General features: G+C 35.1%; 10 protein-coding genes and 2 pseudogenes. 5 read left to right on the top strand and 7 right to left on the bottom strand.

What is annotated here, in order from left to right:
* Positions 1-8: 8 nt before the first annotated feature.
* From B5473_RS05460 to B5473_RS05435, 4 genes are all read left to right on the top strand, one after another.
* On the top strand, positions 9-530 hold the full coding sequence (locus tag B5473_RS05460) for a hypothetical protein (protein ID WP_139377686.1): 522 nt from the start codon (positions 9-11) through the stop codon (positions 528-530).
* A 676-nt stretch (positions 531-1,206) separates the two neighbouring features.
* Positions 1,207-1,509 carry a hypothetical protein gene (locus B5473_RS05450; RefSeq protein WP_065217375.1) on the top strand — a complete coding sequence of 101 codons (303 nt, stop codon included), beginning with the start codon at positions 1,207-1,209 and terminating at the stop codon, positions 1,507-1,509.
* Positions 1,510-2,192: 683 nt separating this feature from the next.
* Positions 2,193-2,927 carry a PadR family transcriptional regulator gene (locus B5473_RS05440; protein ID WP_065217373.1) on the top strand — a complete coding sequence of 245 codons (735 nt, stop codon included), beginning with the start codon at positions 2,193-2,195 and terminating at the stop codon, positions 2,925-2,927.
* A 66-nt stretch (positions 2,928-2,993) separates the two neighbouring features.
* Positions 2,994-3,182, top strand: a complete 189-nt coding sequence (locus B5473_RS05435) for a hypothetical protein (RefSeq protein ID WP_065217372.1) — start codon at positions 2,994-2,996, stop codon at positions 3,180-3,182.
* A gap of 473 nt (positions 3,183-3,655) precedes the next feature.
* Here B5473_RS05435 and B5473_RS20840 read toward each other — a convergent pair.
* Both B5473_RS20840 and B5473_RS05425 read right to left on the bottom strand, forming a co-directional pair.
* A pseudogene (locus B5473_RS20840) lies at positions 3,656-4,481 on the bottom strand (AraC family transcriptional regulator).
* A 112-nt stretch (positions 4,482-4,593) separates the two neighbouring features.
* Entirely contained in the window at positions 4,594-5,169 is a 576-nt protein-coding gene (locus B5473_RS05425; RefSeq protein WP_079524004.1) for a recombinase family protein, read from the bottom strand.
* A 148-nt stretch (positions 5,170-5,317) separates the two neighbouring features.
* On the opposite strand from B5473_RS05425, the pseudogene B5473_RS05420 reads away from it, so the two are divergent.
* A pseudogene (locus B5473_RS05420) lies at positions 5,318-7,600 on the top strand (Tn3 family transposase); the annotation flags it as partial.
* A 160-nt stretch (positions 7,601-7,760) separates the two neighbouring features.
* On the opposite strand, the gene thyX reads toward B5473_RS05420, so the two are convergent.
* The 5 genes from thyX to B5473_RS05395 form a co-directional block, all read right to left on the bottom strand.
* Positions 7,761-8,456 carry an FAD-dependent thymidylate synthase gene (gene thyX, locus B5473_RS05415; protein ID WP_059040594.1) on the bottom strand — a complete coding sequence of 232 codons (696 nt, stop codon included), beginning with the start codon at positions 8,454-8,456 and terminating at the stop codon, positions 7,761-7,763.
* Between the two features lie 86 nt (positions 8,457-8,542).
* Entirely contained in the window at positions 8,543-9,040 is a 498-nt protein-coding gene (gene dfr / locus B5473_RS05410; protein WP_059040595.1) for a DfrD/DfrG/DfrK family trimethoprim-resistant dihydrofolate reductase, read from the bottom strand.
* A gap of 232 nt (positions 9,041-9,272) precedes the next feature.
* Positions 9,273-9,656 (bottom strand): DUF6262 family protein, encoded by a 384-nt coding sequence (locus tag B5473_RS05405; RefSeq protein ID WP_059040596.1) that lies wholly within the window; start codon positions 9,654-9,656, stop codon positions 9,273-9,275.
* Positions 9,649-11,685, bottom strand: coding sequence for a tyrosine-type recombinase/integrase (locus tag B5473_RS05400; protein ID WP_079523970.1), 2,037 nt, complete (start codon positions 11,683-11,685; stop codon positions 9,649-9,651). The genes B5473_RS05405 and B5473_RS05400 overlap by 8 nt, the downstream gene beginning before the upstream one ends.
* Positions 11,685-12,773 (bottom strand): tyrosine-type recombinase/integrase, encoded by a 1,089-nt coding sequence (locus B5473_RS05395; protein ID WP_254865247.1) that lies wholly within the window; start codon positions 12,771-12,773, stop codon positions 11,685-11,687. The genes B5473_RS05400 and B5473_RS05395 overlap by 1 nt, the downstream gene beginning before the upstream one ends.
* Between the last annotated feature and the right edge of the window lie 15 nt (positions 12,774-12,788).

The following is a 12,788-nucleotide window of genomic DNA, read 5'->3' as shown; positions in this document are numbered from 1 at the left end:
TTAATCAATTGACCCCATTAAAAGAGCTCGGGGAATTGGAGTTTGATCAGATTACGAAAGAAGAGCATATAACGTATCAGCAACAGCTTATTCAGAACACAGTGAAGTACAACGACCAATTGAAGAAAGATCAATATGTTGAGAAGCTCAACCTGGCATTACAAAAGGCAATTAATTATGATGTAACGCGACTCGAAGAATATTTGAATGAGCGTGATTTAGATGAAGTAAGACAACGATTATTAGATGGGTTGCTGCAGGCGTTTAAAGCCATTACATTGCAAGATTTATCGGATGCCAAACACTACCGTCATTTGCAATTCATCTTAATGGATATGCACAACGATGTGGAGCGAGAAAAAGCGGTGTTCCCGGACCGAGAAGGGCAAGTCAAAATATTAGCCAATATCATTAATGAAATCCGCTCCATTTTAACGGTAGCAGTCGAAAATCAAGAGATGTTTGATTGTTATGAATTGTTCATACTGTTTAATACATTCGAAAATTATTATGAATACATAGGTGAATGAAAGTAGGGGCGTTCAATGAACGCCTCTTTTTTGCTGTTTAAATACGAATTAATCGACAAAATGCAACAAACCTTAATCTGCTCATTTTAATGTTTAATTACTTTAAATAGTCAAAATTATTATAGTTAAAGCAAACATTTGATAGAATATAGGTCTAAGCTAGTATTACATAGGACTTTTCAATATTGTATTAATCGACAACCACATGTATAATTACAATAGACCTCGATAGACCATATACGGGAGGGAACACCCATGTTTTTCTCTCCCGTCCGTTTGTGTATTCCTGACGCGATGTGTTGCGTCGCGTGCACGCTCTAGTTTCTCCTTACCCTGCGGTTTTTTTTTGGCCACAGATAGATTGAGTTTATTTTCCGAAGGAAATTTCCGTTTCGCTACGCTCATGAAGATCCAACCTACCAACCACGCACCCATCCCACGACGACGAGTAATTTCTCGCCTGGGAGTGCAATGGACAACGACGGATGGCTTCCCGTTCATCCGCAGGGTAAGGATAGATTAGAGCCGAAAGGGATCGAACAACCCGAAGCAAACCAAAACAAACGGCCCCGGGCCCACTCGGGGTGGTAAACAATGTTTGTATATGGGCTATCGAGGTGAGTTGTCGTAATACATAAAATGCAGTAAAAGCAATAGTTCAGGAGGATTTTCTGGTATGTCAAACATTTTACATCAAACACATTTAGATTCCACCCTTCTTAGAGATTGTCGCGATGTGCTACAGATCGTTAAAACGAAATACAATAATCAACTTTGCAGAGTCGAAAGCTTACAGTTCGATTATGAACACAATATGTATAAGAATAATGCCGCCGATGTCGGCAAATTTCCGAATCGTTTCCGTATCGCCGTTAAATTTCTAATTGATAACCGCGTTCTTGAACCAAATGAGTGCCTGGTTAAATTAAATAATGAGCGGTTACATGAATTCTTCGAAAAGCTGACGAGTAATTCTTAACAGGAAGGGTTTATCCGGAACCAATAGCAGTACATAATCGTTGGTGAAGGGTATTCACTCAATCGTACCGATCCGAAATGGTGAATCTCCGGATGTTCAACGCATTAAGCTTAAAAGAGGAAGTTAGTTATGAAAATTATAGATGCAGAGTACATTATCAAAAAATACAACGAGGGTACACCATTTTCGCCGCAGGTAGTTCAGGAAGCTCAAAAGACACTTCTCGGTTCAACCCCGGTGAATTACAACTGTAAAACATGTAGCAACGAATTTTACACTGTACAAGGTAGTCCAGAGCATGAAAAACAGCTTTGCTACACATGTTTAATCGAATTATGTTGCCAATAGTTCCCTCCGGGGAACTTTTTTATTTGTTTTAAAGTATTGGTGGCAAAAAACAACCAAATTTTTACCTTACTAATACGGTTTTAAGTATTATTTTTCTCCAGCTTCAATTCCTTCTTTAAATTCTACATACTTATACATAAAAACTTTTGTATTTTTATGTAATTACTTCCAATTTCCATTTTTCTATTGCTTTTGTTGTATTTTGTTTTATTTTTTTTTAGTATCTTTAGTAATATTTTTTTTCATTCTATAGATAGTATTGAAATTTATTATTCGTTATAATGTATAAATAACTGCCCCCAGTTTCCGAACGATTATAGAAGGAGGGGAATTATATGAACGCTGCGGTTAAAGAGGAAAGGTTCAGTATTAAAGATACGATTGTCGCATTATGGTTATATACAGCTTCTAAAGAAGAAACGAACCCTAAAGCACTTTATGATCTTTATACGACTGAGTTTGAACATAGCAAAGGCTCGTATGATTACATTGCACGTATAGCGAAAGAATTAGAAGCTAAAGGCTATTTAGCCCTGAATATGGATAAGCACATGAAGTTTTATCGAACAACTAGCGAAGGCAAAAAGGCATTACACTCTATGACGGTGCAATATGAAACACTTTTTACTGAATTACAAATTGTGCTTAATCGTATCAGTGATATGCTTTCAAATCATAGCGGCAGTGTTCTTTTAGCTGAAAATGAGCTACCAGCAGCGCTTCGCACTTACTTTTCAAAATTAATCTCTGTTAAAGACCTCGTACGCTACATGGTGTTTTACATTGGTTCGAATCGAACAGAATTTTATGCTGCAGAAGTAAATGAGCAACTTAAATTACGCTTTGGCTGGCATGTGTCTAACGGTTATTTATACGACATTGTACGAGAAATGGAAACTGACGGAACAATAAAGGGTCGATGGGAAGATACTGAAAAACGCACGAAACGACTCATTCAGGTCACTGACGAGGGAATGATTTTTAAGAAGCGTGTAACGGCCGATCTCTTTACACAAGTAAAGAATGTACAGAAATACATAACCTCTATGCTGAAATTCATCAGGAGCTAATCAATTTTTGTCATAAGTGCTGGTCGTTTGTATAATGAAACAAAAACAACTAACAGGTGATTAAAAATGACGACTTTTGATATGGCAGTAATCTTACAAAAAGCAGTAATCTTGAATGGTATTATTGCGAAAGGCTCTCCGAAGGAACGTAAAATGGCGATTATGGAATTTAATGAATTACGTCCGACGATTGAATTAATTGCTAACAGCAATCCAAATGTGTTTACTAATCGTAATACAACTGAAATTTTTTAATAGAGGTAAATATATAGTCTTATACACGCTGCAGGTTCTTCCTTGCAGCGTTTTTTTATTTTTACAGCAAATAACTAAGGATCGTCATATTCATGTGATTTCCTACTTAAAATGAAGTTGGCGTCGGTTTTGAAAATATTACCTCAATTAATGGAACAGAAAATTCTAAAAATTTAAGGTAAAATATTTTAAGGTTGCAGTATCTTTAAAGGGGGCATAAACTTGCGTTGTAAAGAAGTATTTTTTTCTCCTGAATCGGGAGTAATGTTGAATTTAAATTATTTGCTTCGTGATTACAAAGCGATCGCATTATATCGGCAGTCGCCGGTAATAGGGGTAGCGTCAGGAAAATGCGGATTTACAACGATAAGGAATTTCCAATATAAAAAGCCTGATTTCCCATCACCTAAATTGAGAAATTCGGCTCTTTTTTCGTTACTCCATAAACAGCATTCTATTACTGAATATGTAATTTACTTCGGGATAACAGGGACCCAGAGTTCGTGTCTTGGTTTATGCTTCGGACCGTAATAACATTCTATACACGGTAAATTTGCAAGTTCATACTCGGAGGTAGGGACCCACTCGGAATATAAACGTTTCCATGCATCCACTATGTTCGGAAAAACTGCCCATGTACTTGCGGGAATAATAAGCGTCTCCATATTTTCTGGGGATTCCCCATCGTATCTTACGCCCATAAAATAGGAAAATTGTTCATCTGTTATGGCGGCTTCTTTTCCGCAAACCCCCAGAAGGCTTTCAAGCGTGCATTTTGGATTTTCCCATGACATATCTACTAGTTCTTGCATAAATCCATCTTTTTTCGCAGTGTTCCAAAGCGTAGGGATTGTTTTAAATGCTCTGCTTGTTTTTACTGGCTTACTTTTTCCAACAATTCTTAATTCAAAATCAAGGTTTTCAATTCTGTACTCCATTTCGGTATCTCCTTTAATAGAAATTTGAAAGGAAATTCTGGGAAAGGCTTTTAACTGTACCCCTCTATACTCCATGCATTTTTTGAAAAGCACGTGAGAAAGTATCAGAAGAAACATAACCATATTTAATTGCCACATCAATGATCCGGATATCACTTTTTTGAATTTCAAATGCTGCGAGTGTTAACCGTCTACGTCTAATATATTCTGATAGCGATATACCAGAGATTGAAGAGAACATTCTTGAAAAATGAAACTCAGAACAATTAGCTGCTTTTGCAATCTTTTTGTAGTCTATTTCTTCATCCAGACTATTTTCAATGTAGTTTAACGCATTGTTCATTCTTTCTAGCCAATCCATAAGTTTAATCCCTTTCAATATTTACTATAAAACAAAATAGATAATAATTGCCGACATTTCATGCCTAAAAATGTTGGTGAAAAAATACACCTTTTGATAGAATCAGGACAAACTATTTGTTTCCTTCCGATAGCTTTCTATATAATGAAGCCCTAGATACATTAGTAATTTCGCAAATTTGATTTACAGTCATACCGCCTTCTTTATATAGTTTTACTGCATAATTCATTCCTGCGTGATTTTTATGATATTTCTTTAACCGGCCTTTAAACTTGCCTTCTTTCTTAGCCAGCTCAATCCCTTCACGTTGACGCATACGGATAAGATCTCGCTCTAATTGATTAACACCAGCCATTACCGTAATTAAGAATTGACTGTAAGGATTATCTTCTGATAAATCTAGCCATGAATCCTTGAGTGATTTTAAGCTCGCCTTTTTACTTCGTATTAAATCAATCAATTCAAATAAATCCTGCGTACTTCGAGTGATCCGAGTTAAGTCTGTAACATAAATGATGTCGCCTTCTTGTATATCCTCTAACATCTTTTGAAGTTGCTTACGATCTTTTGTTGCTCCGGAAACTTTTTCTTCAAAAATAATATCCATTCTGATTTCGTTCAGTTGCTGAACTTGCCTTGAAGGATTCTGGCTAGTTGAACTGACACGTATATAACCAATTTTCCGCAAAATATCACCTCATTTTTTGAGACAAGTCTTATGAGACGCTCTTAACTATGATTTTATCAGTCTCCTACACTTGTATCAATAGAGTACACTCTATTGGTATATAATTGTACTAATAAACTGAATAATTGCAGAAATAGGATGATACAATATGAAAATTGCAAGGGGAAGAGAATTACTTACGCCAGATCAAAGACTAGCTCTAATGCAAATTCCTGAAGATGAGTGGGTGCTAGGAACCTACTACACCTTTTCCAAGCAAGATTTAGAAATTATAAATAAACGAAGAAGAGAAGAAAACCGGTTAGGGTTCGCCGTTCAATTAGCTGTTCTTCGGTACCCCGGTTGGCCGTACACTCATATCAAAAGCATTCCAGATTCGGTCATACATTATATAACAAAACAAATCGGTGCCAGTCCATCTTCACTTAGTCTTTATCCTCAAAGAGAAAATACACTTTGGGATCATTTAAAAGAAATTCGAAGTGAATACGATTTTGTAACTTTTACCCTAAAAGAATACCGAATGACATTTAAGTATCTTCATCAATTAGCTTTGGAAAATGGTGATGCCGTTCATCTTCTACATGAATGTATCGACTTTCTAAGAAAAAACAAAATCATACTGCCTGCTTTCACTACACTTGAAAGAATAGTGTGGGAGGCAAGAGCGATGGCTGAAAAGAAGCTATTTAATATGGTGAATCAATCTCTTACAAATGAGCAAAAGGAAAAACTTGAAGAGATTATTACATCGCAGCATCCATCAGAATCCAATAAAACAATATTGGGTTGGTTAAAGGAACCACCTGGCCACCCTTCACCCGAAACATTTCTAAAAGTAATAGAACGACTCGAATACATACGAGGAATGGAATTAGAAACGGTACAAATTAGTCATTTACATCGCAATCGCTTGTTACAGCTATCTCGCTTAGGTTCAAGATATGAACCTTATGCATTCCGTGACTTTCAAGAAAGCAAACGATATTCAATATTAACCGTCTATTTATTATATCTTACTCAGGAGTTAACGGATAAAGCATTTGAAATTCATGACAGACAAATACTCAGTCTATTATCAAAAGGTCGTAAGGCACAGGAAGAAATCCAGAAACAAAACGGTAAAAAGCTAAATGAGAAGGTTATACACTTTACGAACATCGGACAGGCTTTAATCAAAGCAAAACAGGAAAAGTTAGACGTTTTTGAAGTTCTAGAATCGATTATTGAATGGAATTCTTTTGTTTCTTCGGTGGAAGAAGCTCAAGAGCTTGCACGTCCTGCTGATTATGATTATTTAGACTTATTACAAAAACGATTCTATTCACTTAGAAAATATACACCCACGTTATTAAGAGTATTGGAATTTCAATCTACAAAGGCAAATGAGCCACTTTTACAAGCTGTAGAGATTATCCGAGGAATGAACGAATCTGGGAAGCGAAAAGTACCTGAAAACTCACCGGTGGATTTTATTTCAAAACGATGGAAAAAGCATTTATACGAGGATGATGGTACAACAATCAACCGTCATTACTATGAAATGGCTGTTTTAACGGAACTTCGGGAGCATGTTCGGGCAGGAGATGTTTCCATTGTTGGTAGCAGACAATATAGAGATTTTGAGGAATATTTATTTTCAGAAGATACATGGAACCAAACGAAGGAGAATACGAGATTATCAGTTAGTTTATCATTCGAAGATTATATGACGGAAAGATCCAGAAGCCTTAACGAAAGGTTAAAGTGGTTAGCTGCCAATTCCAACAAGTTAGACGGGGTTTCTCTTGAAAAAGGAAAGCTATCACTTGCACGCTTAGAAAAAGATGTTCCAGAAGAAGCAAAAAAGTTTAGTGCAAGCCTTTATCAAATGCTGCCAAGAATAAAATTAACTGATTTACTCATGGATGTTGCTCATATAACAGGGTTTCATGAGCAATTCACCCATGCTTCCAATAATCGAAAACCAGATAAAGAGGAAACAATCATTATCATGGCTGCCCTTTTAGGAATGGGAATGAATATTGGTTTAAGCAAAATGGCTGAAGCAACACCCGGACTTACATATAAGCAATTAGCCAATGTATCTCAATGGCGCATGTATGAAGAAGCAATGAATAAGGCCCAAGCCGTATTAGTAAATTTTCATCACAAATTACAATTACCTTCCTATTGGGGAGACGGTACAACATCCTCGTCAGATGGTATGAGGATGCAGCTAGGTGTTTCATCACTACATGCAGATTCAAACCCACATTACGGAACAGGAAAGGGAACCACCATCTATCGATTTACAAGTGATCAATTTTCTTCTTATTACACAAAAATTATTCATACTAATTCAAGGGATGCCATTCATGTTTTAGATGGTTTGTTGCACCATGAGACCGATCTAAACATAGAAGAGCATTATACAGACACAAATGGTTATCAATACCTTTTTATAAAAAAGTTAGAATTTAATTGTGTTCTTTCATTATAGACATGTATTTAAAGAATGATTAAAAATGACTAACGACTCAAAGTCGTTAGCCATCATCTTCCATTAAAGCACTTAAATAAATGGAATTAACAAGAACCATCCTTACTTTTTAGTTATATTTGAGGAGAGCGTCAAGGGACAATGGAAACTTCTCATGTGCTAATTCCTGCACAGCTTCAGCAAGAACTCTAATTTCGTATTGGGCATCCTCTGGGAGTCTTAAATTCAAGAAATGGGCTACACCTTGAAGAGAACCAGTCCAATAATATCTCACAAACATAGAGTAAGCAGGAAGAAATAATCGAGCTTGTTCTGGAGCCACACCAGCTTCCATGGCTTCTTCATAAAGGCGTTCACCTTCAGCAATATGCTCTTCAAGCTTCTTTGTAAAAACTCCTCCAGATAATTCACTTAAATTCTCGCCAGAGCCTTGTTTTGAATTTGCTGGTTTCGATCTCCACTCATTAGCATTAGGTATGTAAAACTCTGGTTCTTCAGTAATATAACGACGAGAAGATTCATTCCAAGCAACGAATGGGTCCTGAAATCCAGAACCAATGATATGCTTCCAATGTTGTCTTGCGACGTAAAGAGGGACGTAAACTTCAAATTGAAGTGAAGTGTGTCTGAATGGACTTGTGTGACCTTCACGAGCGAGAAAGTCAATGAGTCCCTTATCTTTATCGTCAAGAACGTCCTTTTTCTTGTTATAAGAAACACGAGCTGAATTTGTAACAGATAAGTCGGAACCCATGTAGTCTTGTAAGATCACATATCCACCATTTAAAATGTCAATTTTTTTCATTTTCCAAACCTCTCTCTAACCAAAAATTATTGTTGCTTAATATTTTAATCATTTTTTAAAAGTTTTACTTAAAATCTCTGAAACTGTTAGCTTAATAAATTTATTCTTTTATAAACATGAAAATAGTAGTTATATGGGTTTTTTTCATTCATAATTCCTTTTTCAACAGATTCTTCTTTCCATTCATCAAAATTAACTTCAGGAAAAAATGTGTCTCCCTCGAATTCATGATGAATTCTTGTTATATACATTTTTTCAACATAAGGTAAGAACAAACTATAAATCTGTTCTCCACCGAAAATAAAAATCTCTTCTTCATCTTTACATAACTCAAAAACATCTATAATTGAATGGGCAATTTCACATCCATCAAAATTAAAACCTTTATCTCGTGTCAGAATAATATTCCTTCTGCCAGGTAAAGCTATTCCGATAGACTCAATGTTCTTTCTACCTAATATAATTGAATGTCCATTTGTAGTATCTTTAACATACTTCCAATCATTCGGAATTCTCCAAGGAATGTCATTCTCTTTACCAATTACTCTATTCTTATCCATCGCAACAATTAAAGAAATCTTCATATATACTCAGCCTTTTTTAACTATTTTACCTTGCAATTTTTTATTTCTATTGAAATTTCTTTTTCCACTAAATGACCCTATATTTTAAGTACAATCTTTCAAAATCTCTTCGATATTTTAACATAAATATTCATGAATCCGATGTCATTGTACAAAAAAGACATTCAACATTTTTATGGCTTCGTCATATTACAAGAAAAAAATCAACAGGGAAAGGAAAAAGAGTGGGAACTTAAATATCCTCATACATTTTCCCATATTGAATTTTCAATTGTTCTTTAATTTCTTTATTTTCCTTTTCTAAATGCTTGACTCGCTTCCGTAAGGAAGCGATAATTACATCTTTTGATGCGTCACTCATATTCCTTTTAACTTGCTTTATTGAGGGGAGACCCTCTTGTTGTTTGCGAAGTGTTTCGATTCGATCTCGGAGTTTTGTATTTCTGTATAGAAATGCCTTTGAAACCCCTGATTCTGCAGATATAGAGTTAAAATTGATTTTCATTTGTTTTTTTATCATCTTTTTGATCGCTTCTTCAACTTTTTGAATGGACTTTTCCGTTTTCAACTTCGCATATTTTATAATACCTTCAGTATTTGGGGTTTCATTAGACATTTTGCATCACCTTCTCACGTTCATCTCCAACATACTCACGTCTAGTTTTATCTAAACCAAAGATTCCACCAGTATGTAGTAAACCATTTGCTAATTCTTTATATCTTTTTAATTTGGGTTCAATTAACTCAATGGAACGTAACCTTCCGGATTTTTTGTATACTTCAATATCAGCTTCCATTTTAGATATCTGTTCTTGATAATAGTCGAGAAAAGTCTTGTCAACGTGAAAACTTCGGCAGTTGTTTTTAATACATGGTGGTTCCAATGTCTGTTCAAGAAAATCACAATGAAGTTTTGGGCTTTTTACACAAAACCCATGATCTAAACGAATGGAGTCCATGTTGTGACGTATCCACTCCAGTTCAACTCCATTTTCTTTAGCCTGTTGAGCTAAATCAGCGACAATAACTTCTCCACGTGTATCTAATCTTACTGCGCCATTATCTCGAGCCTTTTCCCATTCATCACGGAGTGTCTGGTCATGAATTTGGGCATAGACTAATGTCATTTCAGGACTGGCATGTGCCATCAATTTTTGAACATGAAGGATATTCATTCCGTTATTAATCAAATTAACACCGTAACGGTGTCGAAATGCATGATTTTTAAACCAATAAATTTCTCCATCCTTGTCCTTAATATTACATCTGTTAGCTAGTTTATTAAGGTTCAGCTTTATGGAATCCTGCGATATGGGATTACCCATCCTTTTCCCTTTAAGTACTGGAAACAAATATTTCTTAGGGTTCGTGTCTAAAGAGGATCTCTTTTTTGTAATTTCTTGCTGCACCAAGACAACATTAGCAATTTCTTCTGAAATAGGAACTTTATGATTTTTATAACTTACTTTTCTTTGATCTCCGATAATCCACCAGCCATCTTCTTGTTTTACTAAGCAGTCAATTATAAGTGATAAAACGTCACTAATTCGAAAACCTGTAGCTTCCATTAGAAGAATTATAGGTATATGATCTGAGGAAAGTTGGTTAATATGGCAAACTAACTGTTCCCATACTTCATCCGGAATATATTTAATTTCATCAGCCTTTGCTCTTTTCTTTTTAGGAATATCCTCAATTGACAATAGTGAAATAACTGACTTTATCGGAGCTTCTTCCCATTCGAATTTTTGTATGTATGAGATAAACGTTTTAAGGTCTATTAAAAAACGATTTACATAATTGTGATCTGGATTAATTAAATATTTTCCTTTTTTAATAGTAGAATGTCGCAAGTATTCAATATACTCCTCAATATCCATTCTAGATAGCTGATTTAATTCTTTCCACTCAGGATATTTCTCCTTCAAAAAGGTGAAGAAAAACAAAAGTCTATTTAAATAACATATTGCTGTAGAAAAGCTAATGGATTGCTGAACAACTAGGCGAGTCTTTATATATTTTTTAAATAATTGTCTATAAGGTTGCGGAATTTTCGAAAAGTCTAATGAATATCTACTGATTGTATTGTTATAATTAATCTTCAAATTTCGTACATCCCAACAATCCTTATCTGTTTCTTCTCGTTCGTCATAAAAGTAATAATAAAAATCATAAACTTGAAGAAATAGTCTAATATACAATGATGGTTGAACTGTTGGTGACATCCACGGTGATGACTTTTTCCGGTGTACAATCTCAACTGATTTTCCTTTCTCTACAAGAAATGTTCGATACTCTATTAGAAACTTTTCTTTCGGAATATCAATAATAGAATCTAAATCAGCATAATATCGAGAGATGAATTCTGTAAAAACTTTAAGACATGGAGAATAATGCATAAAAGCATAGATAATCGAGATCCTTGTCTCCTGTAACCCCTTATAAAAATAATATTTTAATTCATTTTTTAATCTAAGATTGTGTACCTTATCAAAAATCAATTTTCTATTCCAATCATAATGTTTATCCAAAAAGGGACATTCTTGTACATCCCACACATCATTTGCCCAATATCCAAGTAATGGTTCATTTATCTGTTCCAAATGATGGGGAAGGGGTTTTATTTTGAATGTGTTCTGTATCATTATTTATCTCTTCTTCCCATTTTTTTATTTGAATGAGCTTGTTCCCAGCTTTCACGTATGGTTTCATCGGATGCATGGATATAAGTCTGTATGGTTGTTTGAACGTGTGCATGCCCTAATAACCTCTGTATGATGGCAATATCAACTCCTGCTGCGTGTAACTCTGTGGCATATGTATGCCGGAGCATATGAGGGGTAAAATCTATTCCTGTTTTTTTCTTCATCCGTTTAATTAAAGAACGTACAGAACCATCAGTCATTGGTTTACCACGATTTGGTCCAGTTAAGGTGATAAAAACATAATTGCTATCAATTTCGTAAGAATGATAGTCTATTAGATAATCTTGAAAGAGATTCATAGTCTCAATAGACACATAAACTTTTCGTTTTTCTCCATCTGGTGTTTTGGATTTCCTCACCGTAACAGCGTTTTTACCTATATCAAAATCCTCTACCCACAAAGAAAGGGCCTCTCCAATCCGTAATCCTCCTTCATATAATATACGGAATAATAATTCATCCCGTATATTGCTGCACGCATCATGGATCACTTGGATTTGATTTTTACTCAAAGTTTTGATTAAACGCTTTGGTTCCTTAATCTTTAAAATGTTTTTATCATAAGAATTCCCTTTTGTAATGTGATGAAGGAAAGGTTTGAAAGTCTTAAAACGCCCTGGGGCTTGCTTTATTAATTGATCATTTAAATTCCCCCCGTAATCCTCATTACGAGTCAAATAGTCATAGAACCCTATGACACACGTTATGATGGTATTGACCGTTTTTTCTGATCGTTTCGCTAAGGTTGCTTCAAAATAAATGACTTTTGTAGATTGATCAGGGATTCTCAGCCAACCGATGAATTGAGCTAAAATATCAAGGTTTACTTCTTGATATTCTAATCTACACTCCTCTAGGAATTGAAAGTAAAGCTTTAGATGGTAACAGTATGACTTTAGTGTGTTTTCAGCTTTTCCAATGTTATCTAAATACTTTATATACTTTGCAACTGAAGTAACTGGATGCCCTCCATTGTCAATTAACAGATATCTTTTCTTCTCATGAATGAGAACTTCTTGTACTTTCAAAATTTCCCCCCATGT

This window comes from Solibacillus isronensis, assembly GCF_900168685.1.
GTDB classification, from domain to species: domain Bacteria; phylum Bacillota; class Bacilli; order Bacillales_A; family Planococcaceae; genus Solibacillus; species Solibacillus isronensis_A.
The sequence above is the reverse complement of the archived record's forward strand: the minus strand, read 5'-3'. Positions and strand labels throughout refer to the sequence as shown.